28 protein-coding genes and 1 tRNA gene are annotated in these 25436 nt (G+C 74.0%); 18 read left to right on the forward strand and 11 right to left on the reverse strand.

The window, feature by feature from the left end; all coding sequences use genetic code 11:
* Positions 1-25 precede the first annotated feature (25 nt).
* From QE370_RS16195 to QE370_RS18235, 4 genes are all read left to right on the forward strand, one after another.
* On the forward strand, positions 26-1759 hold the full coding sequence (locus QE370_RS16195; protein WP_309634966.1) for an ABC transporter ATP-binding protein: 1734 nt from the start codon (positions 26-28) through the stop codon (positions 1757-1759).
* The gene (locus QE370_RS16200; protein WP_309634967.1) at positions 1756-3537 is read left to right on the forward strand and encodes an ABC transporter ATP-binding protein; all 1782 of its coding nucleotides are present in this window, start codon (positions 1756-1758) and stop codon (positions 3535-3537) included. Before QE370_RS16195 ends, QE370_RS16200 begins: the two co-directional genes overlap by 4 nt.
* Before the next feature lie 30 nt (positions 3538-3567).
* A complete protein-coding gene (locus tag QE370_RS16205) occupies positions 3568-3936 on the forward strand; it encodes a thioesterase family protein (protein ID WP_253027144.1) in 369 nt (122 codons plus the stop codon).
* An 88-nt stretch (positions 3937-4024) separates the two neighbouring features.
* The gene (locus QE370_RS18235) at positions 4025-4099 is read left to right on the forward strand and encodes a 50S ribosomal protein bL37 (RefSeq protein WP_369797015.1); all 75 of its coding nucleotides are present in this window, start codon (positions 4025-4027) and stop codon (positions 4097-4099) included.
* 795 nt (positions 4100-4894) lie between these two features.
* On the opposite strand, the gene rsrA is transcribed toward QE370_RS18235, so the two are convergent.
* From rsrA to QE370_RS16225, 4 genes are all read right to left on the reverse strand, one after another.
* Entirely contained in the window at positions 4895-5185 is a 291-nt protein-coding gene (rsrA, locus tag QE370_RS16210; RefSeq protein WP_253027143.1) for a mycothiol system anti-sigma-R factor, read from the reverse strand.
* Entirely contained in the window at positions 5182-5991 is an 810-nt protein-coding gene (locus QE370_RS16215) for a sigma-70 family RNA polymerase sigma factor (protein ID WP_374208347.1), read from the reverse strand. The genes rsrA and QE370_RS16215 overlap by 4 nt, the downstream gene beginning before the upstream one ends.
* A 72-nt stretch (positions 5992-6063) precedes the next feature.
* Complete coding sequence (locus QE370_RS16220) at positions 6064-6795, reverse strand: SOS response-associated peptidase (protein ID WP_309634968.1); 732 nt, start codon at positions 6793-6795, stop codon at positions 6064-6066.
* A 62-nt stretch (positions 6796-6857) separates the two neighbouring features.
* Positions 6858-7508, reverse strand: coding sequence for a hypothetical protein (locus QE370_RS16225; RefSeq protein WP_253027140.1), 651 nt, complete (start codon positions 7506-7508; stop codon positions 6858-6860).
* 156 nt (positions 7509-7664) lie between these two features.
* Here QE370_RS16225 and QE370_RS16230 point away from each other — a divergent pair, with 156 nt between their 5' ends.
* The 6 genes from QE370_RS16230 to arfB all read left to right on the forward strand — a co-directional run bounded on the left by QE370_RS16230 (position 7665) and on the right by arfB (position 13876).
* Positions 7665-9461, forward strand: a complete 1797-nt coding sequence (locus QE370_RS16230; RefSeq protein WP_309634969.1) for a sigma-70 family RNA polymerase sigma factor — start codon at positions 7665-7667, stop codon at positions 9459-9461.
* Positions 9462-9536: 75 nt separating this feature from the next.
* The gene (locus QE370_RS16235; RefSeq protein ID WP_067856151.1) at positions 9537-10022 is read left to right on the forward strand and encodes a DoxX family protein; all 486 of its coding nucleotides are present in this window, start codon (positions 9537-9539) and stop codon (positions 10020-10022) included.
* A gap of 64 nt (positions 10023-10086) precedes the next feature.
* Positions 10087-11364, forward strand: a complete 1278-nt coding sequence (gene aroA / locus QE370_RS16240) for a 3-phosphoshikimate 1-carboxyvinyltransferase (protein WP_309634970.1) — start codon at positions 10087-10089, stop codon at positions 11362-11364.
* Positions 11361-12383, forward strand: coding sequence for a ribosome small subunit-dependent GTPase A (gene rsgA / locus QE370_RS16245; RefSeq protein ID WP_309634971.1), 1023 nt, complete (start codon positions 11361-11363; stop codon positions 12381-12383). Before aroA ends, rsgA begins: the two co-directional genes overlap by 4 nt.
* 132 nt (positions 12384-12515) lie before the next feature.
* Entirely contained in the window at positions 12516-13436 is a 921-nt protein-coding gene (locus tag QE370_RS16250) for an inositol monophosphatase family protein (protein ID WP_309634972.1), read from the forward strand.
* Positions 13437-13456: 20 nt separating this feature from the next.
* Positions 13457-13876 carry an alternative ribosome rescue aminoacyl-tRNA hydrolase ArfB gene (arfB, locus tag QE370_RS16255; protein WP_309634973.1) on the forward strand — a complete coding sequence of 140 codons (420 nt, stop codon included), beginning with the start codon at positions 13457-13459 and terminating at the stop codon, positions 13874-13876.
* An 8-nt stretch (positions 13877-13884) separates the two neighbouring features.
* Here arfB and QE370_RS16260 read toward each other — a convergent pair whose 3' ends face one another.
* Both QE370_RS16260 and QE370_RS16265 read right to left on the reverse strand, forming a co-directional pair.
* Complete coding sequence (locus tag QE370_RS16260) at positions 13885-14187, reverse strand: hypothetical protein (RefSeq protein WP_309634974.1); 303 nt, start codon at positions 14185-14187, stop codon at positions 13885-13887.
* Positions 14188-14233: 46 nt separating this feature from the next.
* A complete protein-coding gene (locus tag QE370_RS16265) occupies positions 14234-15472 on the reverse strand; it encodes a Fic family protein (RefSeq protein WP_309634975.1) in 1239 nt (412 codons plus the stop codon).
* 164 nt (positions 15473-15636) lie between these two features.
* On the opposite strand from QE370_RS16265, the gene QE370_RS16270 reads away from it, so the two are divergent.
* The gene (locus QE370_RS16270; RefSeq protein ID WP_309634976.1) at positions 15637-15924 is read left to right on the forward strand and encodes a hypothetical protein; all 288 of its coding nucleotides are present in this window, start codon (positions 15637-15639) and stop codon (positions 15922-15924) included.
* 72 nt (positions 15925-15996) lie between these two features.
* Here the strand turns inward: QE370_RS16270 and QE370_RS16275 are convergent, their stop codons facing one another.
* Positions 15997-17007 (reverse strand): nitronate monooxygenase family protein, encoded by a 1011-nt coding sequence (locus tag QE370_RS16275; RefSeq protein WP_309634977.1) that lies wholly within the window; start codon positions 17005-17007, stop codon positions 15997-15999.
* Between the two features lie 155 nt (positions 17008-17162).
* Between QE370_RS16275 and QE370_RS16280 the strand changes: the two genes are divergently transcribed.
* The 4 genes from QE370_RS16280 to QE370_RS16295 all read left to right on the forward strand — a co-directional run bounded on the left by QE370_RS16280 (position 17163) and on the right by QE370_RS16295 (position 20792).
* Positions 17163-17564 carry a nuclear transport factor 2 family protein gene (locus tag QE370_RS16280; RefSeq protein ID WP_309634978.1) on the forward strand — a complete coding sequence of 134 codons (402 nt, stop codon included), beginning with the start codon at positions 17163-17165 and terminating at the stop codon, positions 17562-17564.
* A gap of 70 nt (positions 17565-17634) precedes the next feature.
* The gene (locus QE370_RS16285) at positions 17635-18228 is read left to right on the forward strand and encodes a helix-turn-helix domain-containing protein (protein WP_309634979.1); all 594 of its coding nucleotides are present in this window, start codon (positions 17635-17637) and stop codon (positions 18226-18228) included.
* A gap of 25 nt (positions 18229-18253) precedes the next feature.
* Positions 18254-19192: a hypothetical protein gene (locus QE370_RS16290; RefSeq protein WP_253026748.1), complete on the forward strand. Its 939-nt coding sequence runs from the start codon at positions 18254-18256 to the stop codon at positions 19190-19192.
* Positions 19193-19256: 64 nt separating this feature from the next.
* Positions 19257-20792 (forward strand): carboxyl transferase domain-containing protein, encoded by a 1536-nt coding sequence (locus QE370_RS16295; RefSeq protein WP_309634980.1) that lies wholly within the window; start codon positions 19257-19259, stop codon positions 20790-20792.
* A gap of 162 nt (positions 20793-20954) precedes the next feature.
* Here the strand turns inward: QE370_RS16295 and QE370_RS16300 are convergent, their stop codons facing one another.
* From QE370_RS16300 to QE370_RS16315, 4 genes are all read right to left on the reverse strand, one after another.
* Complete coding sequence (locus QE370_RS16300) at positions 20955-22190, reverse strand: RtcB family protein (RefSeq protein ID WP_396127826.1); 1236 nt, start codon at positions 22188-22190, stop codon at positions 20955-20957.
* 53 nt (positions 22191-22243) lie between these two features.
* Positions 22244-22317, reverse strand: a tRNA-Arg gene (locus QE370_RS16305).
* A 31-nt stretch (positions 22318-22348) separates the two neighbouring features.
* Positions 22349-22726, reverse strand: a complete 378-nt coding sequence (locus tag QE370_RS16310) for a WhiB family transcriptional regulator (protein WP_309634981.1) — start codon at positions 22724-22726, stop codon at positions 22349-22351.
* Between the two features lie 136 nt (positions 22727-22862).
* Positions 22863-23015, reverse strand: a complete 153-nt coding sequence (locus tag QE370_RS16315; protein ID WP_309634982.1) for a hypothetical protein — start codon at positions 23013-23015, stop codon at positions 22863-22865.
* A gap of 165 nt (positions 23016-23180) precedes the next feature.
* Between QE370_RS16315 and QE370_RS16320 the strand changes: the two genes are divergently transcribed.
* From QE370_RS16320 to QE370_RS16330, 3 genes are read left to right on the forward strand one after another with little or no spacing between them, the layout of a single operon-like run.
* A complete protein-coding gene (locus tag QE370_RS16320; protein ID WP_309634983.1) occupies positions 23181-24035 on the forward strand; it encodes a histidine phosphatase family protein in 855 nt (284 codons plus the stop codon).
* Positions 24036-24080: 45 nt separating this feature from the next.
* Positions 24081-24641: a DUF3090 family protein gene (locus QE370_RS16325; RefSeq protein ID WP_253025651.1), complete on the forward strand. Its 561-nt coding sequence runs from the start codon at positions 24081-24083 to the stop codon at positions 24639-24641.
* Positions 24638-25432: an SCO1664 family protein gene (locus tag QE370_RS16330; protein ID WP_309634984.1), complete on the forward strand. Its 795-nt coding sequence runs from the start codon at positions 24638-24640 to the stop codon at positions 25430-25432. The genes QE370_RS16325 and QE370_RS16330 overlap by 4 nt, the downstream gene beginning before the upstream one ends.
* Positions 25433-25436: the final 4 nt, after the last annotated feature.

The raw sequence follows: 25436 nt of genomic DNA on the forward strand, positions 1-25436 counted from the left end.
GACGGGTTAGGCTAACCTCACTCGCATGGGACGAGGCGGGCGCGGCACCAGCACGACGTCGCCCGACGCGCCGACCACCGCGCCGGCCACCGCCGGTGCCCTGCTCCGCCGGGCGCTGCGCCGCAACGGACGCGACCTCGGCCGCGGCTATCCCCTGCTGACGCTCTGGCAGCTCAGCGAGACCCTCGTGCCCGTCGTCATCGGGCTCGTCGTCGACCAGGCCGTGGACGGCGGCAGTCTCGGCGACCTCGCCTGGACGCTCGGCGTGCTCGTCGCTCTCTTCGTGGTGCTCAGCAACGGCTACCGGTTCGGTGCGCGCTACATCAAGCAGGGCATCGAGCGCGAGGCGCACGCGCTGCGCGTCGAGGTCGCGGGGCACGTGCTGCACCCGCGGGGGGCGCGGACCGACCGGCTCGCCGGCGAGACGCTGTCGATCGCGACCTCCGACGCCGACCTCGTGCCGATGGCCCTGCACCAGCTCGGCTACGCGATCGCGTCCCTCGTCGCGGTGCTCGTGACGGCCGCGTACGTGCTCCGCGTCGACGTCGTGCTGGGACTGCTCATCCTGCTCGGGGTCCCCGCCGTGCTCGTTGCGATCCAGGCGCTCGCCCCGCTGGTGGCGCGTCGCACCGCCCGGCAGCAGGAGAGCACGGCCGCCGCCTCGGGACTGGCGGCCGACCTGCTGGAGGGTCTGCGCCCGCTCAAGGGCATCGGTGGCGAGGACGTCGCCCTGCGTCGCTACCGTGCCGCGAGCACGCGGGCGAGCGACGACACCGTCGCCGTCGCCCGCTCCTGGGGCTACCTCGACGGCTTCACCACCGCGCTCAGCGGACTGCTGCTCGCCGCGGTCGCGCTGCTCGCCGGGCGTCGCGCCCTCGACGGCGACATCAGCCTCGGCGAGCTGATCGCGCTGGTCGGTCTCACGCAGTTCCTCGCCGAGCCGCTGCGCGGCCTCGGCGACGTGAGCGCGCAGTTCGCGGCGTCGCGCGCGTCGGCCGCGCGCATCGTCGACTTCCTCGCCACGCCGCGCGTCCTCGCACCCGGAGGTCGCGCGCCCAGCCAGGACCGACCCGAGCTCGTGCTCGACGACGTCGCGGCAGGTCCGCTCGACGGGCTCAGCCTGCACCTGCGCCACGACGAGCTGGTCGCCGTCGCGGTCGACGACCCTGCGGTCTCCGACGCCCTGGTGGCGCTGCTCTCGGGCGACCTCGACCTCGACTCCGGACGCGCGCGTCTCGGCGACGTCGATCTCGCCGAGCTGTCCGTGGCCGGACGTCGCCGGCACCTGCTCGTCGTCTCGCACCACGGCGGGATCACGGAGGGCACGCTGCGCACCACCGTCGACCCAGGAGGGCAGCACGACGACGACGCGCTCGCCCCGGCCCTCGCCGCCTCGGCCGCCGACGACGTGGTCCGCCTGCACCCCGACGGGCTCGACCGCCCGGTCCGCGCCGGCGGCAGCAGCCTCTCCGGCGGCCAGCGGCAGCGGCTCGCGCTGGCGCGCGCCCTGGCCACCGACCGGCCCGTCGTCGTCCTGCAGGACCCGACGAGCGCCGTCGACGCCGTGACCGAGCAGGCCGTGGCCGACGGGGTGCGACGGCTGCGCACCGGACGGACCACGCTCGTGCTGACCTCCAGCCCGGCTCTCCTGCGCGCCGCCGACCGCGTGCTCGTCGTGCGCGGCGGCCGTGTGGTCGCCGAGGGCACGCACGCCGACCTGCTCCGCGACGCGGACTACCGCGAGGCGGTCGACCGATGAGCCAGACCCAGCCTGCCCACCGGCTCCTGCCCGTCGCCGACGGTCGCAGCACGACGCGCGTCGCGTGGCGTCTGCTGCGCGCGCGTCGTGGGAGCCTGGCGCTGACCGTGGCCGCCTTCCTCGTGACCGGCTTCGCCGGGATCGTGCCGGTGCTCATGATCGGACGCGTCGTCGACGTCGTGCGTGACGACGGCAGCTTCTCCGACGTGCTCGTGCCGGTCGCCGTCATGCTGGGCGCCGCAGTCGTCGCGGCGGTGTCGACCACCGTCTCGACCGCAGCGCTCGCCAGGACGGTCGCCCCCGCCCTGGCGGAGCTGCGCGAGGAGGTGCTCGACCGAGCCCTCCATCTCGACTCCCAGCAGCTCGAGGCCGCCGGCGTCGGCGACGTGCTGGGGCGCGTCGGTGACGACGTCCGGCGCGTCACCGAGTCGCTCGACGAGGCCATCCCGATGCTCCTCACGTCGGTCTCGGCGATCGCCTTCACCGTCGGCGGGCTGTTCACGCTCGACTGGCGGCTGGGCCTGGCAGGCCTCGCTGCCGCGCCCGGCTACGTGCTCGGCATGCGCTGGTACCTGCCGCGCTCGATCCCGTACTACCGCGCCGAGCGCACGGCGGAGGGCGCGCGCGCCGAGGTGCTCGTGACCGGCGTGCGTGACGCGTCGACGCTGCGCGCGTTCGGCGTCGAGGACACCGCCCTCGAGCGGGTGGAGCGACGCTCCAGCGACGCCGTCGCGATCACGCTGGACGTCTTCCGCCTCTACACCCGACTCGGCGCCCGCATGAACGCGTCGGAGTGCGTCGGGCTCGTCGTCGTCCTGGCGACCGGCTACGCCCTCGTCAGCACCGGCTCGGCCAGCGTCGGTGACGCGACGGCCGCGGCACTCTTCTTCCACCGGCTGTTCAACCCGATCGGCGCGGTGCTCTACGTCTTCGACGCCGCGCAGGCCAGCGGTGCCGCCCTGGCGCGACTGGCCGGGGTCGCGCTCATCCCGCCGCGCGACGTCGCGCCGGTCGACGCCGGCCCCGAGCCGGTGCTCACGCTGCAGGGCGTGCACCACGCGTACGAGAGCGGCCGGCCCGTGCTCGCCCCCGTCGACCTCACGATCCAGCCCGGCGAGCACGTCGCCGTCGTCGGTGCGACGGGCGCCGGCAAGTCGACGCTCGGCGGCATCGCGGCCGGGACGCTGCGGCCGACCGGAGGCCACGTCCGGCTCGGTGCCCTCGACGTGACCACGGCCCCGGAGCCCGTCGTGCGTCGGCACGTGGCCCTCGTGTCGCAGGAGGTGCACGTCTTCGCCGGCAGCCTGCGCGACAACCTGCTGCTCGCCCGGGCCGACGCCGACGACGACGCGCTGTGGAGCGCCCTCTCGACCACCGACGCCGCCGGCTGGGCCCGCACGCTCCCCCACGGTCTGGACACCGTGGTCGGCGACCTCGGGCACCCCCTCACCCCGGCCCAGACGCAGCAGCTCGCCCTCAGCCGCGTCGCCCTGCTCGACCCGCTGGTGGTCGTGCTCGACGAGGCGACGGCGGAGGCCGGCTCGTCGGGTGCCCGCGAGCTCGAGCAGGCGGCCGCCGCGGTCACGCAGGGTCGGGCGGCGCTGGTGATCGCGCACCGGCTCACCCAGGCCCGGACCGCCGACCGCGTCCTCGTGATGGAGGACGGTGCTGTCGTCGAGGAGGGCTCGCACGAGACGCTCCTGCGCGCCGGTGGACGCTACGCGCAGCTGTGGGCGGCGTGGTCCGACACCGGCGAGCAGCCCGTCGGGCAGTCTTGACCCGACCCGTCCGCTGACCCAGGAGGACCCATGTCCCGCACCGCGACCGTGACCCACGTGGTCGGCGACGCCGACACCGCCGCCGCCCTCGGCAGCGGGGACCTCGCCGTGCTCGCCACCCCGCGGCTGCTGGCCTGGCTCGAGGAGGCCACCTGCGCAGCACTCGACCTGGACGAGCACCGCACGAGCGTCGGCACCCGCGTCGAGGTCGAGCACGTGGCGGCCAGCCCCGTCGGCGCGACGGTCACCGCGACCGCCGACGTCACCTATGAGGACGGCCGGCTCCTGCGGTTCAGGGTCGCCGCGCACGACGCCCACGGCACGATCGTCGCCCATGGCGAGGTGCGGCGCGTCGTCGTCGACCGTGAGCGCTTCCTGTCGCGCCTGCCCACTCCGTGAGCGTCCCGGACCGCGACGCGCCAGGGCGTGTGCCGCGCCGGAGGCCCCGTGTGGGACCATGGACGCTGGACGTCTGAGGAGGACCATCATGGGTAAGACCGGCCGCAAGCGCCGCGCGCGTCGCAAGAAGGGCGCCAACCACGGCAAGCGCCCCAACGCGTGACCTGACGCTCCCCGCGAGCGCAGACGTTCGAAGCCCCCACCGGCCCACGCCGGCGGGGGCTTCGACGCGTCGGGGGGTGCGCTTGGGGGTCTGGGGCTTGCTGGTGCGCTGCCTGCCGGCGTCGTGACCTTGCTGGTGCGCTGGCGCGGGGGCTCTGGGCCCGCCAGTGCGCTGCCTCGGCTCTCGTCGGACGTGGTCTCCGAAAAAGCCTCGACCGGACGGCTGGCGGGCGCAGTGGCCTGAGTTCTGGGGCTGTGGGTCGCGTGGGACGCAAGGATCTGCGTTCGTGTGCCGGTTTTTCAAGGATGCTGCGTTTGCTACGGATTCCCGTCGTGAACGCAGAAGCGTTCGACATCGAACGCACGAAGGAAGAATGTTGGGTGCCCTTGAGGGTGGGGGTGGGCAGCGCTTCTCCCTTCTCGTGGCACGGTCCACGAGAAGGGAGAAGCACTGCCCCCGCTGACCCCCTCAGCGGTTGATCCACCACCCTTCGAGCGCTGGGAAGGGCGGCAGACCCACCGCCCAGGGCGCTGAGGTGGCAGAACTACCGCTCGGGGGGCGCACACGCAGAATCGTGCGGCCGACGCACGCCACAGCCCGGGAACCGGAGCCGCCGTCGCTCCCAGCCGCCCGGTCGAGGCCCTTTCGGAGCGCAGGACGAGTCGAAGCCGCGCCGGCGCAGCCCCACCCGAACGAGGAGCGGCGCCAGCGCAGCCCCACCCCACCCAGAAGCCTGACCCACCCAGACACGCCACCGCTCCTCCCCGTGCTCGGGGAGGGGCGGTGCTGGGTGGGTCAGGAGGTGCGGTACTCGGTGATCTGGACCTGCACGGCCCGGATCGAGAGGAGCACCTTGTCGCGCAGCGGCTCGGGGGCGACCTCGCTGCAGGAGCGGTGGACCAGCGCCTTCACCAGACGCTCGAGGTCGTACTCGGTCAGGCACTGGCTGCAGTCGTCGATGTGCGCCTGGATCTCCTCGCAGCTCGCGCTGTCGATCTCGGAGTCGAGGAACAGGTAGAGGTTCTCGAGTGCCTTGGAGCAGTCCGGGCCGTCGCAGCCTCCGGTGGCGGTGGGTTCGGCGCTCACTGGTCGCTCACCCCGCTCGCCACGGCCATGCCGCGGTCACGGGCGTAGTCGGCGAGCAGCTCGCGCAGCTGGCGTCGACCACGGTGCAGACGGGACATCACGGTGCCGATGGGCGTACCCATGATCTCCGCGATCTCCTTGTACGGGAAGCCCTCGACGTCGGCCAGGTAGACCGCGTAGCGGAAGTCCTCGGGCAGCGCCTGCAGCGCGTCCTTCACGTCGCTGTCGGGCAGCCGCTCGAGCGCCTCCATCTCCGCGGACTTCAGGCCCGACGACGAGTGCGCCTCGGCCGCCGCGATCTGCCAGTCCTCGATCTCGTCGGTGACCTGCTGCGGCTGACGCTGCTTCTTGCGGTAGGAGTTGATGTAGGTGTTCGTGAGGATCCGGTACAGCCATGCCTTGAGGTTCGTGCCCGGCTTGTACTGGTGGAACGCGCTGAACGCCTTCGCGTACGTCTCCTGCACGAGGTCCTCGGCGTCCTGCGGGCTGCGCGTCATGCGCAGACCGGCCGAGTAGAGCTGGTTCAGGAACGGGAGCGCCTCGGCCTCGAACCGGGCCTGACGCTGCTCCGGCGTCTCGGTCGCGACGTCGACATCGCTGTAGTCGACCACGTCGGCGAGCAGGTCGACGGACGGGTCGGACGCGGCGCCCCCTGAGGGGCTGGCCTCCGCGGTCTGGGCGGAACGTTCTGGGGTGTCGGTCATCGTGCTCCAGCCTACTCCCGCGGTCCGACGGTCGCCTCGGGCGACGACGTCGACGGACGGTGCGGTGGGGCTGGTGGTGGTGCGCTCAGGGCACGCGAGCATGTCGGCCTCCTTACACGCATCACAACGGTGCCCACCGTCGCCCTATTCCGAAGGCCCCCGGGCGGGCACGCCTCACTCGGCCGGCAACGGCTCCACGAGCTCCCGGCCGTTGTGGCGCACGTTGTTGACCTGGGTGCTGACGGGCCACGCCTCGAGCCGGCCCGGGGTGGCCGGGACCAGCAGGTCGAGCAGCTCGTCGGCAGGCCGGGCGACCGGAGCCAGCCACGCGTCGCGGACCTCGGGCCGCACGAGCAGCGGGGCGCGGTCGTGCAGCAGGCCGTCGGCTCCCTCCGCGCTGGTCGTGAGGATGGTGAAGGTGAGCAGCCACGGCTCGTCGCGCGACGGGCGCCAGAACTCGTACAGCCCCGCCAGGCCGAGCACGTCACGGGCGTCGCCGTCGCCGGCCGCCGTGATGTAGAACGGCTGCTTCGGCGCCTTCGGCCCCTCCCCCGCGTACCACTCGTAGTAGCCGTCGGCGGGGACGATCGCCCGACGCCGCGCGAACGCCGAGCGGAAGGCCGGCTTCTCGGCGACCGTCTCCGACCGCGCGTTGATCATCCGGTTGCCGATCGAGCGGTCCTTGGCCCAGCTCGGCACGAGTCCCCACGTGGCGGCGTGCAGCTCACGCCGGGGCGGGGCCGCCTCGTCGGCGTCGTCGCGCCGGCGCCCCACGACGAGCGGAGCCTGCTTGGTGGGCGCCACGTTCCAGTCGGGCGCGGGCAGCTCGACACCGTCGCCGAGCCCGGCCGCGAACGCGTCGTCGAGCTCGGCGGACGTCCGTGTGGTCGCGTACCTGCCGCACATGGCACGAGCCTCCCACACCGCACCGACAGCAGCGCCGCACCGACGCGACGCCCTCCCGCCGATCAGGACGACAGCGCGTGGAGCAGGCCCGGCAGGTCCTCGGCCGTGGGTGGAAGCTCCTCCACCCACAGCCGAGGCGCCGTGCCACCCACCGGCGTGCGCCCGAGAAGCACACCGACGAGTGCGAGGGTCGTGGCGTCGGCGCGCTCCCTCGCCGACACCACCACGAAGCGCCCCGGTCCCACCCGGGCGACCGTCTCGCCACCCGGGTACACCGACCTGAGCACCTGGCCCACCTCGATGGCCCGCACCGACGTCTCGAGCGACGACCTCGCCCGTCCGACGCCGACGTCGACCACCACGAGCACGTGCCCGTCGCCTGCGCGCTGCTCCTCGACAGCGGCGGCGCGGTACACGTCGCCCAACCTGCTGTGCAGGTGCGGGACCGTCGACAACGACGTCAACGGGTCCTCGCAGCCTGCCTCGTGCACCCGTGCCACGGCACGTTCGGCCCACCCGAGGCACGCCGCCCGCACGGCCACGTGCCGTGGAGCGCCGTCGAAGGCCTCCTCGACGAGGTCGATCACCTCGTCGAGGGGGGACCCGTCGAGCGCTGCACTCGCTCCCACCACGTGTGCAACGTCCTCGACGTCGGTCCGACCGCCACGGACGGCGTCGGCGAGCAGCGCTGCCGCGCGTCGCGTGTCCTCCATGTCGGTCCCCCTCTCGTGTCGGTCGTAGGAGGAACGGGCGGGCCGACGTTCCATGACGCGGTACCGACGACTTTTTTTCGGAGGCGTCTTCCCGGTCGTGACGTCGAGGCCGCTCGCTCGTTGGACACCACGGGAGCTTGGACGAGGGAGACGAACGTGCGGGACGCGCAGGCCACGACGCTGGACAGCAGCGACGCGGAGCTCATCCGCGCCGTGCGCGCCGGCGACACGAGCGCCTACGCCGTCCTCTTCCAGCGCCACGTGCAGGCGGCCACGCGCCTCGCCCGCCAGCTCCTCACGACCGGGGAGGCCGACGACCTCGTCTCCGAGGCCTTCCTCAAGGTCCTCGCGGTGCTGCAGGACGGCCGCGGCCCCGACGAGGCGTTCCGTGCCTACCTGCTGACGTCGGTGCGGCGCCTGCACCTCGACCGGGTCCGTGCGACCGCGCGCACCCGGCCGACCGACGACGACGCCGTGCTCGACCGCGGCGTGCCCTTCGAGGACGCGGTGAGCATCGCGTTCGAGAACGACGCCGCGGCCCGCGCCTTCGCGTCGCTGCCCGAGCGGTGGCAGCTCGTCCTCTGGCACGTCGAGGTCGAGGGCCAGAAGCCCGCCGCCGTCGCCCCGCTGCTCGGCATGAGCCCCAACGCCGTCTCCGCCCTCGCCTACCGCGCCCGCGAGGGCCTGCGCGCCGCCTACCTGGAGAGCCATGCGGCCACGGCGACCGACGACGCCTGTCGTCGAGTCACCCCCCTGCTCGGCGGCTACGTCCGTCAGACGCTGTCACCGCGCGACACGGCGAAGGTCGACGAGCACCTCGACGGCTGCCGGCGGTGCACCGGGGTCCACCTCGAGCTCGTCGAGGTCAACCAGAACCTGCGCGGACTCCTCGCCCCCGCCGTCCTGGGTCCGGCTGCCGCCGGCTACCTGGGCGCGACGGGCATGGCGGCCACCGCCATCGCTGGCGCCGGCAGCCTGGCGGCCGGCAGCGCGATGGCCTCGGCCGGCTCCGCGGCGGCGAGCGGCACGGCGGCCAGCAGCGTGGCGGCGGGCGGCGGGTTCGTCGCCGCCGGCGGGTACGCAGGCGCGTCCATGCTCACGTCGGCGGTCGTCGCCCAGGTCGCGCGCGTGGCCCTGGTGCCCGCGCAGGCCGCCGCCGCGACCGCGGCCACCGTCGGCACGCCCGCGGTCGTCGCCACGACGGTGGTCACGGGAGCGCTCACCACGGGGGTCGTGGTCGGGGGCACCGACCTCGTGCGACCCGACCAGCCCTCGGTCGTGGCGTCGGCCTCACCCACCCCGACGCCCTCGCCCGAGCCCGGCACCGCCCCGCCGGTCGTCGCCACCCCGGCACCGGAGCCGTCACAGGAGCCGGCAGGGTCCTCCGACCCTGCGCCGGTCGAGGAGCCGACCACCGCACCCACCACGGCACCCACCACGGGGACCGACGAGGTCGAGCCGACGCCCGGCCCCGAGCCGACGGCCGGCACCGCCCCGGCACCCGGCGAGTCGGCCGGCCCCGAGCCGTCGCCCACCCCCACCGCCGAGCCGACCCCCACCCCGCCGCCGGTCACGCCCACCGACTTCGGCCTCGGGACGCCCTCGATCACCAACGACAGCACCTACCTGCAGCGGCGGATCATCGTGCCGATCACCGCCGACGGCGGCAGCAACCCGGTGGCGCGCACCGTCACGATCTCCATCGCCTTCGACCGCTCCGCGACCTTCCGGGGCGTGCCGGGCGGCGGCTGGACGTGCGACGCGTCGCGCAACGACCGCATCACCGCCCTCAGCTGCAGCAGGCTGATGCCGGCCGGACAAGGCGGCACCTTCCCCTTCAAGGTGGCGGGCGCGGCCCCGGCCGGCACGATCCGCATCACCGCCCCCGAGGACCCGCACGCGGACAACGACACCGTGCGCTTCAGCTCGGGCAGCTGGATCCTCCCCCTCTGACCCGCGTCCCCGCGCAGCGACGGTCCTGCGGTCCGCTGGCGTTGTGGAACCTGGCGACGTTGGCATGATGGGTCCATGACCGTCCTGCGCACCCTCGCCCGTCCCCTGCTCGCGTCGATGTTCGTGTACGGGGGTGTGAACGCCCTGCGCCACGCGTCGGCCATGGGGCCCAAGGCGGAGCCCGTCGCCGACGCGCTCGGACGCACCGCGCCGCAGCTCCAGACGTCGCCGACGAACCTCGTCCGCGTGAACGGTGCCGTGCACGTCGTCGCAGGTGCGGCGCTGGCCACCGGCCACTTCCCGCGCCTCTCGGCGGCCGTGCTCGCCGGCACCCTCGTCCCCACCACCGCGGTGGGACACCCGTTCTGGAACGAGTCCGACCCGGCGTCGCGGCAGAACCAGACGATCCACTTCCTCAAGAACGTCTCGCTCATCGGGGGTCTGCTCATGAGCACCCTCGACCCCGACCCGCACAAGAAGTTCATCGGCACCCGCGCCAAGAACAAGGTCGTCGACGCAGCCGACGCCGTCGCGGAGCGCATCGACGACCTGCGTCCGTGAGCGCGACGGCCGTGGTCGCCGCGCGCTGCGGCGACACGGCTCGTCCCCACTAGAGTGACGCGTGATGAACGCCCCGCTGCCCTGGCTCGCCCCCACTCGTGACACACCCGTCGACGCGCAGGTCCTCGTGCCCGGCTCGAAGTCGCTGACCAACCGCGCCCTCGTGCTGGCGGCGCTCGCCGACGGCCCGTCGACGCTGTCACGACCGCTCGGATCCCGCGACACGCAGCTCATGGCAGCGGCCCTGACGTCGCTCGGCGCGCAGGTCGAGAAGGACGGCATGACCTGGCGGGTCACCCCGGTCGACCGCACCAGCACCGCGCCCGTCAGCGTCGACTGCGGGCTGGCCGGCACGGTCATGCGCTTCGTCCCGCCGCTCGCCGCGCTGCGGTCCGCGCCCGCGACCTTCGACGGCGACCCGCACGCCCGCCGCCGGCCCATGGGGCAGACGATCGCCACCCTCCGCGCCCTGGGCGTCGACGTCGACGACGAGGGTCGGGGTGCGCTGCCGTTCGTCGTCCGCGGCACCGGCGTGGTGGAGGGCGGCCCGCTGGAGGTCGACGCGTCGGCCTCCAGCCAGTTCGTGTCGGCGCTCCTGCTCGCCGCGCCCGCCTTCGCGCGCGGGCTCGACCTGCGCCACGTCGGCGCGACCCTCCCCTCGCTCCCGCACGTCGAGATGACCGTGCACGAGCTGCGTCGCCGCGGCGTCGAGGTCGACGACTCCACCCCCGACCGGTGGGTCGTCGCGCCCGGGCCGATCCACGCCCTCGACGTCGAGATCGAGCCCGACCTCTCCAACGCCGGCGTCTTCGTCGCCGCCGCCGTGGCCACCGGCGGTCGGATGCGGGTCCGTGGCTGGCCCGAGCGGACGCAGCAGGCCGGCGACGCGTGGCGCGGTCTCGTCGAGGCGTTCGGCGGCAGCGTCGAGCGCGACGGGGCCGACCTCGTCTTCCAGGGCGGCTCCAGCATCCAGGGCGTCGACCTCGACCTGCACGACGTCGGCGAGCTCACGCCGGTGGTGGCGGCCCTCGCGGCGCTCGCCGACGGCCCGTCGCGGCTGCGGGGCGTGGCCCACCTGCGGGGCCACGAGACCGACCGTCTCGCCGCCCTCGCGACCGAGCTGAACCGGCTGGGCGGCGACGTCACCGAGACCGAGGACGGCCTCGAGATCCGACCGCGTCCCCTGCACGGGGCGATCTTCGAGACCTACGACGACCACCGCATGGCGCACGCGGCCGTCGTCCTCGCGCTGCGCGTGCCGGAGCTGTTCGTCGAGAACGTCTCGACCACGGTGAAGACGTACCCGAACTTCGCGCCGGTGTGGGAGCGGCTGGTCGCGTGAGGCAGGACGACGAGCACGCCGGGTTCGACCGACCGCGTCGTCGCACGCGTCCGCGCACCAAGGACCGCCCGTCCTACGACGACGCGCCGGTGGCACGGGTCGTCACGATCGACCGCGGCCGCTACACGCTGCGTCTGCTCGACACCCCCCCGGAGGAGCCGCTCGTCACCGCCATGAAGTCGCGGCCGCTGGGGCGCCAGGGCGTCGTGGTCGGCGACGAGGTGCGGGTCGTGGGCGACGTCAGCGGCGACACCGGCACCCTGGCCCGCATCGTGGAGGTGCTCCCCCGCCGCACCGTGCTGCGGCGCACGGCCGACGACGACGACCCGATCGAGCGCGTCGTCGTCGCCAACGCCGACCAGCTCGTCGTCGTGACGGCGCTGGCCGACCCGCCCCCGCGGCCCGGGCTCATCGACCGCTGCCTCGTCGCCGCGTTCGAGGCCGGCATGGAGCCGCTCGTCTGCCTCACGAAGTCCGACCTCGGGCCCGCCGACCCCATCCTCGACCTGCTCCGTCCCCTCGACGTCCGCGCCGTCGTCACCCGACGCGGCGCGGACGGGCTCGAGAACCTCGACGAGCTGCGCGAGGCGATCGCCGGCCGCGTCAGCGTCTTCATCGGGCACAGCGGCGTCGGCAAGTCGACGCTGGTCAACGCCCTGGTCCCCGGGACGGGCCGCGCGGTGAGCCACGTGAACGAGGTGACCGGCCGCGGCCGCCACACGTCGACGTCGGCACTCGCGATCGAGCTCGACGACGCCACGACCGGAGGGCGCGGTGGGTGGATCATCGACACGCCCGGCTTCCGCTCGTTCGGCCTGGCGCACGTCGAGGTCGACGACGTGCTGCGGGCGTTCCCCGACCTCGACGACGCGAGCCGCGACTGCCCGCGCGGGTGCACGCACGCCGCCACCGAGCCGGAGTGCGCGCTGGACCTCGCCGTGGCCGCAGGCACCGTGCCGGCGGCCCGGGTGGAGTCGTTCCGCCGCATCGTCGCGGCGAAGGACACCACCAGCTGGTGAGCCGGCGTCGGCCCGGCTCACCCCACCAGCACGACGAGCACCGGGACGAGCACCGCCGTCGCGGCGAGCAGGACGACACCCGACACCCCTGGCCAGGTCGGGCGCGTCGGGCGTCGCCGCTACCCTGCGAGCATGACGCACTCCTGGAACGACGACGTGCGGCTCGCGCACGTGCTGGCCGACACCGCCGACAACCTGTCGATGGACCGGTTCGGCGCGATCGACCTCGAGGTGTCCACGAAGCCCGACATGAGCTACGTGACCGAGTCCGACCAGGCGGTGGAGGCGGCCATCCGCCGCGTCCTCAAGTCGGCCCGCACGCGCGACGTGGTCCTCGGGGAGGAGCAGGGCGAGGAGCTCGGCTCCACCGGCTCCCACGAGCGCCGGTGGATCATCGACCCGATCGACGGCACGTCGAACTTCGTGCGCGGCGTCCCGGTGTGGGCCACGCTCGTGGCGCTCGAGGAGGACGGCGAGATCGTCGCCGGGCTCGTCTCCGCCCCGGCCCTGGGTCGGCGGTGGTGGGCCTCGAAGGGCGCGGGCGCCTACACCGGCAAGTCGTTCATGCACGCCCGGCAGATCCGCTGCTCGCAGGTCTCCGACCTCTCGGCCGCGTCGCTGTCGTTCAGCTCGGCACCGTCCTGGGAGCAGATCGACAAGGCCGACGCCTTCTGGGCGCTCGCGCGACGCTGCTGGCGCACCCGGGCGTACGGGGACTTCTGGTCCTACATGCTGGTCGCCGAGGGAGCCGTCGACATCGCCGCGGAGCCCGAGCTCAAGCTCTGGGACATGGCCGCCCTCGACGTCATCGTCCGCGAGGCGGGTGGCCGGTTCACCGCCCTCGACGGCACCGACGGACCGTGGGGCGTGAACGCCGTCGCCACGAACGGGCGTCTGCACGACGCGGCGATGGCCTACCTCGGGCACTTCCCCGACGAGGCGGCCGACGACGACGCCGAGGGTGACGACACCGCGCCAGGCTCGGGCGAGGGTCGCGGCACGGTGAGCCGGATCGACTTCTCCCGCTCCCGCGGCGGCTCCGATGCGACCTGAGCCCGCCGGGTGCGACGGCCGTGGCTGACGACCGTCTCCGCATCCCCGACGACGAGCTGACCTGGAGGTTCAGCCGGTCGTCGGGTCCCGGCGGTCAGCACGTGAACACCAGCGACACCCGCGTCGAGGTGACGTGGGACCTCCGTCGCTCGACGGTGCTCTCGGACGCGCAGCGCGCGCTCGCCGAGGAACGGCTGCGGACCCGTCTGGTCGACGGGACCCTCACCCTCGCCTCGTCGCAGTACCGCTCGCAGCACCGCAACCGGGAGGCCGTCCGCGTCCGTCTCGAGCAGCTCGTGGCCGCCGCCGTGGTGCCCCCGCGACCCCGGCGTGCCACCCGTCCGACCCGTGCCTCGCAGCGTCGTCGCGTGGACGCGAAGAAGCGCCGGGGCGACGTCAAGCGGACGCGTCGGCGGCCCGGGCCGGGCGACACCGGCTGATCCCTGGGTCAGTCGGGGCGGTCGTGGTCGCCCGGCTCGTCGCCCCCGGCGCCGGGCGCCGTCTGCGTCTCGTCGTCCGCCGGGGCCGGCTCGGTCTCGCCGCGATGGGGGTCGGCCCCGTCGACCTCGCTCGTGCCCTCGGGCTGCTCCGCCAGCGGAGGGGCGGGGACGTCGGGCGAGAGGCTCGGGCCCGCGTCCTGCGGCACGTCGGGCCCGGGCGGGTCGTTCGGCACGCCAGGATCGTCGGCCTCGACCTCCTGGCCGGGCTGGTGGGCCTGCTCGCTCATGCTGTCCTCCGTCGGATCGGCCATCCGTCCATCCTGGCCCTGCCTGCTCCCGGGCGCGACCCGGTCCGCGTCAGCCGTCGCGCAGCCGGCTGACGGCGACGATGCGCTGGTCGAGGTCGGCCAGCTCGTCGAGGATGTCGCGGGCCGCCCACACCCGGTCCTCCCACCGTCCGCGGCGACGGTCGCCGAGGCCGCGCGGTGCCGGCTCCAGGATCTGCACGGCGTGCAGGGCGTCCACGGCCGCGCCGACCTCGTCGCGCTCGAGGCCCAGCGACTCCGCGAGCCCGGAGACCGTCACCGTGGGATGCTCCGGCAGCGCGATCAGCACCCGGTGCACCGGCGAGCCACGGCGGACGGGACCCAGCCGGGCGTCCCAGTCGGTGCGAATCTCGTGCAGGTGCGTGGCGGTGCGCCGGCTCTCGTGGGTCGCCACGATGACGGCGGCGGTGAGCATGGCGACGATCGGGCGCGCCAGGCCCTCGCGGTAGTCGCCGAGCGCGTCGAAGTAGCTCTCGCGGTGGGCGACGAGCGCCGACGCGAGCGGGACCGTCAGGTGCCGGGTCACGCGACGACGACGCAGCACCGCGTGCACGAGCGTCCGCCCGATCCGACCGTTCCCGTCGACGAACGGGTGGATCGACTCGAACTGGGCGTGCACCACGGCAGCCTGCACCAGCACCGGCACGTCGTCGCGGTTGGCGAAGGCGACGAGGTCCTCCAGCAACCCGGGCACGAGGTCGGGCGGTGGCGGCACGTACAGGGCGTTGCGCGGCGTGTAGTCCGATCCCCCGATCCAGTTCTGGACGGTCCGGAAGCGACCGGCGTGGTGCTGCTGGTCGACGCTGCGCCGGAACAGCACGGCGTGCGCGTCGCGCAAGGACGTCAGCCCGATGACTCCGCTGACGTCGGCCTGGGTCACGACGTCGGCCAGGGCGTCGGTGGCGGCTGCCATCGAGACCGCCGACGCGCTGGAGCGCGCGCCCAGGACGGCGCGTCCGTAGTCGACGAGGCTGGCCTCGACGTCCTCGATCTTCGACGACGCGACGGACTCGGTGCGCAGCAGCAGCTGGTTCAGCGAGCGCAGACGCCGCCCGTGGCTGCCGTCGAGCTGACGCAGCCCGGCCAGGGCGTTCGCCATCGACGCGGCGAGCGGACGATCGGCGACGTGCTCGGCCTCCGCGACGCGCGGGGGGACCCGCACCTCGATGCTGCGCAGCAGCCGGTCGGCGCGCGGACCACGTTCGACCTGCTGCCGCCAGGGCACCTCGACGCGGGCGTGCGGCGCCCAGTCCCGCTCCGCGTCGTCCACGGGCTCATTCTCCCGGTCGCCCCGCGCGCGTCCGCCCGCGGGTCGGCGCGCGGCACGAGTGAACCAGTTCACGGAGAAGTTGTTCAGCTCGACGCGCTCATGAACAACTTGTGCACTATCTTGGGAGTTACCCCCACACACCCCCTGCGCGACAGGAGCCGGACATGTCGACCTTCCCCACCCCCACCGTCACGTTCCACGCCGTGCGCGACGCCGCCACGGTGCGCGCCGTCGTCGAGGCCATCGGCGCCCTCGGTCGTCCGGGACTCCGTGCCCTGGGCACGAGCACGGGCCACGGCGACGTGGTGGCCATCGAGGCCGACAACGTGGGCGACTCGTTCCGCGGCAGTGGCATCGTCCGACTCATCGACCCCCGCTCGCGCCGACTCGACCACGCGCAGCCCGAGCGTCAGCGCGGCGCCCTCGCGCAGCAGGACCGCGTCGCGGGCTGAGCTCCACGCGGGCACCACAGCGCCGCCACGGCCTTCGGGCCGCGGCGGCGCTGTCGTGTGGTCCCGACTTGGTCAGGCGGGAGCAGGAGCCAGGCTGAGCTCGCGGCGACCGTCCCAGATCGGCGCGGCGAGGGCCTCGTCGTACTCGGCACGCAGCTGCGCGACGAGCTCGGCCACCGACCGACGCTGGTCGATCGCGCCGACCCCCTGGCCGGAGCCCCAGATGTCGCGCCAGGCCTTCGCCTTCGGCTGGTCGTCGTCGCCCCCGGTGCCGAAGTCCATGGCCGTGGGGTCGGACTCCGGCAGCGCGTCGGGGTCGAGGCCGGCGGCGACGATGCTGCCGCGCAGGTAGTTGCCGTGCACGCCGGTGAAGAGGTTGCTGTAGACGATGTCTGCGGCCGACGACGACACGATCATGTCCTTGTACTCCTCCGCGGCGTTCGCCTCGTGCGTCGAGAGGAACGCGCTGCCGACGTAGGCGAGGTCGGCTCCGGCCACCTGGGCGGCCAGGACCGAACGCCCGTGCGCGATGGCGCCCGAGAGCAGCACCGGACCGTCGAACCAGCGACGGATCTCCCGCACCAGGGCGAACGGCGACTGCGTTCCGGCGTGGCCACCGGCTCCCGCAGCCACCGCGATCAGCCCGTCGGCGCCCTTCTCGATCGCCTTGTGCGCGAACCGGTCGTTGATCACGTCGTGCAGGACGATGCCGCCGTAGGAGTGGACGGCCTCGTTCACGTCCTCCCGGGCACCGAGGGAGGTGATGACGATCGGCACCTGGTGGTCGACGCAGAGCTGGAGGTCGTGCTCGAGCCGGTCGTTCGACCGGTGGACGATCTGGTTCACGGCGAACGGCGCGACCGGGCGGTCGGGGTTCGCGGCGGCGAAGGAGGCGTTCTGCTCGGTGATCTGGCTGAGCCAGTCGGTGAGCAGCGAGGCCGGGCGCGCATTGAGCGCGGGGAACGAGCCGATGATGCCGGACGTGCACTGCGCCACGACCATCTCGGGCCCGGAGACGATGAACATCGGCGACGCGACGACGGGCAGGCTGAGCGGACGGCGCAGGATCTCGGGCAGGGCCACGGGGGTCTCCTCGGGACTCGGCGGGTGGGCACGACGTCCCGGCCCGCTGGCGAACTATGCAACTGATTGCATACAGTGAGACCACCCTAGCGGGGGCTGCAGCCCGCGGCACCCTCGCGTGACGCAGCCCACACCCGAGCCACCAGAGGAGCACGATGAGCCCGTCCCCCGTCCGTCCCGCCGCCGTCGACGCCTGGCACGAGGTCGTGCGCACCGGCGACCTCGAGCGGCTCGAGGCCCTGCTCGCCGACGCCGTCGTCTTCCGCTCACCGGCCGTCCACACGCCCCAGGAGGGTCGGGCCACGACGACGCTGTACCTGCGCGCCGCGCTCGAGGTCCTCGGGCCGCACCTGACCTACCACCGGCAGCTGTGGGACGAGGAGTCCGCGGTGCTGGAGTTCACCACGGAGGTGGGCGGCAAGCAGGTGCACGGTGTCGACATGGTGCGCTGGGGCCCCGACGACCGGCTCGTCGAGTTCACGGTCATGGTGCGCCCCCTCCAGGGCCTGACCGCGCTCGTCGACGCGATGGGCGCGGCCCTGCGTCGGCTGGCCTGACACCGGCACGATCGGCCCACCCGCGGATAGTTGACCAGCCGGGGACCAGCAGGTCGCCTACGGTGACGCCATGGGACTGCGCGAGATCAACGCGGCGCGCACCCGACAGCTGCTCGCCACGACCGCCATGCAGATGTTCTTCGAGCAGGGCTACGAGGCGACGACCCTGGAGGACGTGGCCCAGCGTGCCGGCGTCGGCATCTCGACCCTGTACCGCTACTTCCCGACGAAGGAGCAGCTCGGGACGGCGTTCCTCGGCGACCCCGGCCTCATGGCCGACGAGCTGACCGGCCGGCCTGCCGACGAGGACACCGAGACGGCCCTGGGGCACGCGCTCCTGGCCCTGCTCGAGCACACGCGAGGCGCGAACCCCTACGCCGACCGGTTCCGCGAGCTCACTGACGCCAACGCGCGGCTGCACGGTCGCCTCCTGGAGTGGCTCTCCGAGGCCTACGACCGGCTGTGCGTCGCCCTGGCCGCCCGGCGCGGAGTCGCGGCCGACGACGTGGGCGTCGCCGCGACGGCCTGGATGGCCGTCTTCGTGCTGAAGCAGGTCGACGACCGGCGCGGCGAGGAGGATGGTCCGGCGCTCGCCCGCCGCGTCATGGCCAGCCTGTCAGCAGCGCCCCTGCTCACCCCGCAGTCGCCCACGGACCCGGCGTGACCCCTCGTTTGGCACGATCGACCCCATGAGACCAGGGGACCTCGGCGGCGCGCGCGGTCGCGCCGCGGCCGTCGACGCGACCCTGGACGAGGCGACCGCGCTGGTGCTGCAGCACTGCGACCGCCAGGCACAGGGCCGCGAGACGGACGCCACCGTCGTCGCCGCCGTCGTGGGCATCGAGCGCGTGGCCGGCATCCTCGGCACCACGGACGCCGACACGCTGCGCCTGGCCGTGCTGGAGGCGCTCGAGCACGACGCCGACGACGCGCCGGGCGAGGTCGCCCGCGTCGTCGTCGAGCTCGTGCGGACGATCGGCCTGGCCCTCCCCCGCCGCTCGAGCGCGTGGCCGGCCGACGCGACGGTGCTCAACCCCGAGACGGGCGGGCACGCGATCGCCACCGACCTGTCGATGCTCCGCGCGGCGATCCGCGCGGCGCGGACGTCGTACGAGGGCCTGCCGTACTACCGCGACCGCTACGGCGATCGCGGGGCGCGCTTCTCGGTGTCGGACTCGAGCTGGATCGTGCACCTCGTCGCCGCGCCCGAGGCCGTCGCGGTGCAGCAGGTGTTCTGGCTGGCCGACATGCTCGCGACCCGCGGCATGCCGACCTGGCTGATGGAGCTGCACCTCGACACGATGGCCGAGGAGCTGACGTCGAGCGACCTGCCGACCGGTGCACTGCCGCACGCGGTGGCCGCGCTGGCGGCCCGGCGCCGACCACACGTGCCCGACGTCGCGCTCGAGCGCGCCGAGGCGCTCGTCGCCGAGCGCGTGGACGCACCGCCCACGACACCAGTCGGTCGGCTCCTGGCCGCGGCCGCCGCCGACGTCCGCTCGGGCGCGGCGCGCAGCAGCGCCCCGCTCGTCGACTGGGTCGCCGACCCCGTCCGCACCAGTGCGGAGGACGCCGCTGTGCTGCGGGGCCTGCACGACCACCTCTCCCGGCACGGCACGACCCGGTAGGGCTCTCGCCGACCCGTACAGGCTGGTCCGCACGGCCTGGCCCGTCGTGCGGCAGGATCGCCGGGTGGACATCCGACCCGACCTGCTCGAGCTCCTCGCCAGACGCGCGCTCACCGAGGACGCCGCCCGACCCGAGGCCGTGGCGCGCCTGCACCGTCGCGGGGGCCGCACGGCGCGCGAGAACGTCGCCGCGCTGGTCGACCCGGGCAGCCTGGTCGAGTACGGCCGGTTCGTGACCGCGGCACAGACCGACCGGCGCAGCGACGACGACCTGCTCGACCGCACGGTGGCCGACGGGATCGTCGGCGGCCTCGCGACGATCGACGGCCGCGCCTGCGCCGTCCTGTCGTACGACTACCTCGTGATGGCCGGCACGCAGGGCATGCGGGGGCACGCCAAGACCGACCGGCTGCTCGACGTCGTGGCCCGTCTCGGCCTGCCGACGGTGTTCTTCACCGCGGGCGGCGGAGGACGCCCGGGCGACACCGACATCCCGCTGGCGTCGGCGCTCGACGTGCCGACGTTCGCGGCGTGGGCGCGCCTGTCGGGGCGGGTCCCGCGCGTGGCGGTCGTGGACGACAACTGCTTCGCCGGCAACGCGGTCGTGGCCGGGACGGCCGACCTGGTGGTCGCGACGTCGCGGGCGTCGCTCGGCATGGGCGGGCCGGCGATGATCGCGGGCGGCGGCCTGGGCGACGTCGAGGCCGCGGACGTCGGCCCGATCGACGTGATGACGGCCAACGGCGTGGTCGACGTGGTGGCCGACGACGACGAGGCACCGCAGGTGGCGCGGGAGCTGATCGGCTACTTCCTGGGCCGACGCGACGACTGGACCGCCGGCGACCAGACCGTGCTGCGGGACGTGGTCCCGGCCGGCGAGCGTCGCGCGTACGACCCCCTGCCGGTGCTGGAGACGGTGTTCGACGAGGACAGCGTGCTGCCCCTGCGCCCCACGTTCGCGCCGGAGCTGGTGACGGCGCTGGCTCGTCTGGAGGGGCGGACGGTCGGCGTGCTCGCGAACGACTCCCGGCACGTGGCCGGCGCGATCACCGCCGACGCGGGCGACAAGGCGGCCCGGTTCCTGCAGCTCTGCGACGCGCACGGCTTCCCCGTCGTCTCCTTCGTGGACACCCCGGGGATGATGGTCGGCCCCGAGGCCGAGCGCACCGCGATGGTCCGGCACTGCGCGCGGCTGCTGGTGGCGGGCGCCTCGCTGCAGGTGCCGATGATCGGCGTCGTGCTGCGCCGGGCCTACGGACTCGGCGCGCAGGCGATGCTCGGGGGCAGCCTGCACGAGCCGCTGATGACGGTGGCGTGGCCCGGTGCTCACCTCGGCGCGATGGGCCTGGAGGGGGCAGTGCGGCTGTCGATGCGCAAGGAGCTCGAGGCGATCGCGGACGTGGAGGAGCGCGAGCGCACGGTGCGCGAGCTGACCGCGCTGGCGCAGGCCCACGCGTCGGCGCTGAACGTCGCCCGGCACGGCGAGATCGACGACGTCGTCGACCCTGCCGAGACCCGAGGTCTGCTCGCCCGGCTGGTGGAGGCCGCCGACCGCGACGGCCGGCTCGTCGGCTCGGGGCGCACCGTCGACACCTGGTGAGCGGGGCGGCAGACAGCCCGGCGGGGGTGCCGAGCCCTGGGCGGCAGACAGCCCGGCGGGGGTGCCGGGCCCTGGGCGGCGAAAGAGCACAGCCTCGACACCGGGGCCGGTCGGTCCTGCGCCGACCGGCCCCACCTCTTCCCCGTCCGTCAGCCCACCGGGTCAGCCCTTGACGCAGAGCAGGGTGGTGAGCCGCGCCTCGACCGACACGAGGTCGGTCTGCGCCGCGATGACGGACTCGAGGTCCTTGTACGCCGCCGGGATCTCGTCGACCACGCCGACGTCCTTGCGGCACTCGACGCCCGCAGTCTGGGCGACCAGGTCGTCCGCCGTGAACGTCTTGCGGGCCCGGGTGCGCGACATCCTGCGTCCCGCACCGTGCGACGCCGAGCAGTAGGACTGCTCGTTGCCGAGCCCGCGCACGACGTACGACCCGGTGCCCATCGATCCCGGGATCAGGCCGTAGTCGCCCGTGCCTGCGCGGATGGCGCCCTTGCGGGTGACCACCAGGTCCACGTCGTCGTACCGCTCCTGCGCCACGTAGTTGTGGTGGCAGGAGATCGCGCGGTCGTACGCCACGTCGCGACCCCGGGCTCCGAAGTACGTCGTGACGACCTCGCGGACGAGGGCCATCATGACCGCACGGTTGCGCGCGGCGTAGTCCTGCGCCCAGTACAGGTCGCGCAGGTACGCCTCCATCGGTGCGGTGCCGGCGAGGAAGACGGCGAGGTCGCGGTCGGGCAGGTCCAGGTTGTGGTCCAGGCCCTTCGCCGCCGCGATGTGCCGCTCCGCCAGCTCCTTGCCGATGTTGCGCGATCCCGAGTGCAGCATGAGCCACACGCGTCCGCCGTCGTCGGACGTCACCTCGATGAAGTGGTTGCCGCCGCCGAGGGAGCCCATCTGCTTCATGGCCTTCGACTCGCGGTCGCGGACCTTCTCGTGCAGGTCGCGGAACCCGCCCCAGAACGTGTCCCAGCCGGCCCCGGCGCCGCCGAGGCCGAGCCGGTCGACGTCGGGTGCGACGTCGTGCGCGTGGAAGCCCACGGGCACGGCGCGCTCGATCTGGTGGCGCAGGCCCCGCAGGTCCTCCGGGAGGTCCTCGGTGGTCAGGTCGGTGCGGACCGCGGTCATGCCGCAGCCGATGTCGACACCGACGGCAGCCGGCGACACCGCGTCGCGCATGGCGACGACGGAGCCGACGGTCGCGCCCTTGCCCAGGTGCACGTCGGGCATGACGCGCAGGCCGTGGACCCACGGCAGGCGCGAGATGGTGCGCAGCTGGGACAGGGCAGCGTCCTCGACGTCGGCCGGGTCGGCCCACATGAGCGTGTCCGCGACGGCACCGGGCAGGCGAGTCGGGAACGCCGTGGCGTCGGGCGGGATGGTCGTGGTGGTCATGGTGGGTCGCCTCCTCGGGCGGTGGGTGTGGATGTGGTGGTGGGCGTGCCGGGTCTCCCCGGGAGGGCTCGAACCTCCGACCTCCCGGCTCGCGACCGGGGGCTCTGTCCAGCTGAGCTACGGAGAGGGGGCTGCCCGACGGCGTGGTGCGGACGCCGTCAGGCAGCGGTCTGGGGCGTGGCCCGCGAGCGGCTCCCCCTCGGCCTCCCCCTGGTGGGGACGGAGGCCAGCGGAGTGCCGTCGGCGAGCAGCACCCCGCCCCAGACACCGCTCTCGGACCTCGCGGTCGCGAGCGCGAGGCAGGTGTCGCGGAAGGTGCACGTCCCGCAGACCGCCTGGGCGGCGAGCAGCTGGCCGTCGTCGCTCGGGAAGAACAGCTCGGGGTCCTGGCCCGCGCACGCCCAGTCGTCGGCGAGGGCGCGTGGCGTCGGGTGGGCGAAGGCCGCGACCACGCCGTGCGTGGTCAGGACCGACGCGACCGTGCTCTCGGTGCGCGCCACGGTCCTGGCGCGGGTCCTGCCGTTCGTCGTCTCCATCGTGGTCACCTCCCGGGTGGGTCGTCGGTGCGTGCTGAGGGTCGTGGGTGGGTGGGTCGGGTCCGGACATGCGAAGGGGCCGCCCCCTCGAGTCGTCTGACTCGCTGGAGCGGCCCCGGGCCGGTGCAGGGTGCACCTAGGTCATGGGTCGCTCCGTCGCGGGCAGCTTCTCGCCTCGCGGGTCCTGGTTCTCCTCGAGGGAGACGTGCTGCGAGACCACGAAGGCAGCGTGCAGCGCGCGCCCGGCCCAGGGGCCGGTCGCTTCGAGGCTGCTGCGATACGTGGTCACGGGTGGTCTCCTGCTGCGAGGGTGAGGGGTGGCCGGGTGGCGCACCGGGGACCACCGTAGGGGGCGCGGGGCGTGGTCGCCAAGCGATTAACCGAGCCGGCGCCTGGAGCAGGCCCGACGCACCACACCCGGCGCGGTGTGCGGGGCGGCCCTAGGCTCGTCGACATGGCCACTCTCGTCCTGCTGCGGCATGGCCGCACCACCGCCAACGCCTCCGGCGTGCTCGCCGGGCGGACGCCCGGGGTGCTGCTCGACGACCACGGGCGCGACCAGGTCGCGCGCGCGGGAGAGCGGCTCACGGACGTGCCGCTGGCAGCCGTGTACTCGAGCCCGATGGAGCGCTGCCGCGAGACGAGCGCAGCCCTCCTGGCGCACCAGGACCCCTCGATCGTGCTGCGGGTCGAGGAGGCCATCAGCGAGTGCGACTACGGGTCCTGGCAGGGACGACCGTTGAAGGAGCTGGCGCAGGAGCCGCTGTGGAAGGTCGTGCAGTCGCAGCCGTCGGCCGCCGTCTTCCCCGACGGTGAGTCGATGACGACGATGCAGGCGCGCGCGGTCGAGGCCGTCCGGCGGATCGACGCCGAGGTGGAGGCCCAGCACGGCGCCTCCGCGGTCTGGGTGGCGGTCAGCCACGGCGACATCATCAAGGCGGTGCTGGCCGACGCGCTCGGCATGCACCTCGACCTCTTCCAGCGCATCCAGGTCGACCCGGCGTCGATCTCGATCGTCCGCTACACCGAGGCCCGCCCCTACGTCCTGGCCCAGAACACCCACGCCGGCGACCTCGGCTGGCTGCGCCCGGCCGCCGACGCCGCGGCCACCACCGACGCGGTGCCTGGCGGGGGTGCCGGGCCCCGGGCGGCAGATGGTCCTGGCGGAGGTGCCGGGCCCGAGGACCAGCAGAGCGCGGCGGACGGTCCCCGCGGGGGTGTCGGACCCGGTGACCAGCAGGGCCCGGAGACGACGCTGGAGGCCTTGGAGGACGGTCCGGCGGAGCTGGCAGGGCCAGGCCGCTCCTGACGTCGCCGCGCGGCGGAGCGTGGCGACGGACCCTAGAGTGGAGGCATGGCCACCATCGTCCACGGATTCGACTGGCCCGACCGCTTCGTCGTCGGCACGGTCGGCTCACCCGGCGCACGCACGTTCTACCTGCAGGCGAAGGCGGGTCGTGAGCTCGTGAGCGTGGCGGTCGAGAAGGAGCAGTCGGCGGTCCTCGCCGACCGGCTCGACGAGGTGCTCGACGAGCTGATGGCCGAGGACGGCAACCCGTTCAGCATCCCGGCGAGCGCCCCGGACGGCTTGGCCGACCACGAGCCGCTCGACCAGCCGGTGGAGGAGCAGTTCCGCGTCGGTGCGATGGGCCTGGGGTGGGACCCCTCGACCGCGCAGATCGTGATCGAGGCGTTCCCGGTGCTCGACGTGGAGGCGGAGGCCGACGCCGAGGGCGTCGTCGAGGTCGACCCGCCGGAGGCTCTCGTCGTCCGCATCCCGGTCGGCAGCGCCCGCGCGTTCGCGCAGCGCACCCGCGAGGTGGTCTCGGCGGGTCGTCCGGCGTGCCCGATCTGCGAGGTACCCATGGACTCCCCCGACGACCACGTCTGCGAGCTGCCCGACGAGTTCCGGTGAACGAGCTCCCCCTGTCCGCCGACGTCGAGCCGGCGCTGCTGGAGGACGAGCTGGTCCTGACGGGCCGGGTGGTCTCGGCCTCGAACGCGACGTTCGTCGCGACGATCGGCGACGTCCAGGTGGTCTACAAGCCGGTCGCCGGTGAGCAGCCGCTGTGGGACTTCCCCGACGGGCTGCTCGCGCACCGCGAGCTCGCGGCGTACCAGGTCTCGAGGGCCACGGGCTGGGAGGTCGTCCCGCCCACCTGGCTGCGCGACGGGCCGCACGGACCGGGCATGGTGCAGCGCTGGCAGACGAGCGACCCCGAGCAGGAGGCCGTGACCATCGTCCGCGCCCGCCGCGTCCCCGACGGCATGCTGCACGTGTTCGACGGCGTCGACGAGCGGGACCGACCGGTCTCGCTCGTGCACGAGGACACCCCGGCGCTGCGGCGGATGGCCGTGCTCGACGTCGTGCTCAACAACGCCGACCGCAAGGGCGGCCACGTGCTGGAGATGCCCGACGGTCACCGCTACGGCGTCGACCACGGTCTGACGTTCCATGCGGAGCACAAGCTGCGGACGGTGCTGTGGGGCTGGCTCGGCCAGCCGCTCACCGAGGAGGAGCTCGACGGCGTGCGCCGGCTGCGCGCCTCGCTCGACGACGCGGCCGGACTCGGTGGCGTGCTGCCCGACCTCGTCACGGCCGCGGAGGTGCAGGCGTTCGGCGACCGGTGCGACGCCCTGCTGTCCGCCGGTACCTTCCCCGCACCGCGCGGACCCATGCCGGCCGTGCCGTGGCCCCCGTTCTAGGAGG

Source organism: Aeromicrobium sp. SORGH_AS_0981 (genome assembly GCF_031453195.1).
In the GTDB taxonomy this organism is placed as follows: domain Bacteria; phylum Actinomycetota; class Actinomycetes; order Propionibacteriales; family Nocardioidaceae; genus Aeromicrobium.

Bases quoted from the DNA above. Each gene is read 5' to 3' on its own strand.
- QE370_RS16195 (WP_309634966.1), top strand. From the start codon at position 26: ATGGGACGAGGCGGGCGCGGCACCAGCACGACGTCGCCCGACGCGCCG.
- QE370_RS16200 (WP_309634967.1), top strand. From the start codon at position 1,756: ATGAGCCAGACCCAGCCTGCCCACCGGCTCCTGCCCGTCGCCGACGGT.
- QE370_RS16205 (WP_253027144.1), top strand. From the start codon at position 3,568: ATGTCCCGCACCGCGACCGTGACCCACGTGGTCGGCGACGCCGACACC.
- QE370_RS16215 (WP_374208347.1), bottom strand. From the start codon at position 5,991: ATGCTCGCGTGCCCTGAGCGCACCACCACCAGCCCCACCGCACCGTCC.
- QE370_RS16220 (WP_309634968.1), bottom strand. From the start codon at position 6,795: ATGTGCGGCAGGTACGCGACCACACGGACGTCCGCCGAGCTCGACGAC.
- QE370_RS16225 (WP_253027140.1), bottom strand. From the start codon at position 7,508: ATGGAGGACACGCGACGCGCGGCAGCGCTGCTCGCCGACGCCGTCCGT.
- QE370_RS16235 (WP_067856151.1), top strand. From the start codon at position 9,537: ATGACCGTCCTGCGCACCCTCGCCCGTCCCCTGCTCGCGTCGATGTTC.
- aroA (WP_309634970.1), top strand. From the start codon at position 10,087: ATGAACGCCCCGCTGCCCTGGCTCGCCCCCACTCGTGACACACCCGTC.
- QE370_RS16250 (WP_309634972.1), top strand. From the start codon at position 12,516: ATGACGCACTCCTGGAACGACGACGTGCGGCTCGCGCACGTGCTGGCC.
- QE370_RS16260 (WP_309634974.1), bottom strand. From the start codon at position 14,187: ATGGCCGATCCGACGGAGGACAGCATGAGCGAGCAGGCCCACCAGCCC.
- QE370_RS16270 (WP_309634976.1), top strand. From the start codon at position 15,637: ATGTCGACCTTCCCCACCCCCACCGTCACGTTCCACGCCGTGCGCGAC.
- QE370_RS16280 (WP_309634978.1), top strand. From the start codon at position 17,163: ATGAGCCCGTCCCCCGTCCGTCCCGCCGCCGTCGACGCCTGGCACGAG.
- QE370_RS16285 (WP_309634979.1), top strand. From the start codon at position 17,635: ATGGGACTGCGCGAGATCAACGCGGCGCGCACCCGACAGCTGCTCGCC.
- QE370_RS16290 (WP_253026748.1), top strand. From the start codon at position 18,254: ATGAGACCAGGGGACCTCGGCGGCGCGCGCGGTCGCGCCGCGGCCGTC.
- QE370_RS16300 (WP_396127826.1), bottom strand. From the start codon at position 22,190: ATGACCACCACGACCATCCCGCCCGACGCCACGGCGTTCCCGACTCGC.
- QE370_RS16310 (WP_309634981.1), bottom strand. From the start codon at position 22,726: ATGGAGACGACGAACGGCAGGACCCGCGCCAGGACCGTGGCGCGCACC.
- QE370_RS16320 (WP_309634983.1), top strand. From the start codon at position 23,181: ATGGCCACTCTCGTCCTGCTGCGGCATGGCCGCACCACCGCCAACGCC.
- QE370_RS16325 (WP_253025651.1), top strand. From the start codon at position 24,081: ATGGCCACCATCGTCCACGGATTCGACTGGCCCGACCGCTTCGTCGTC.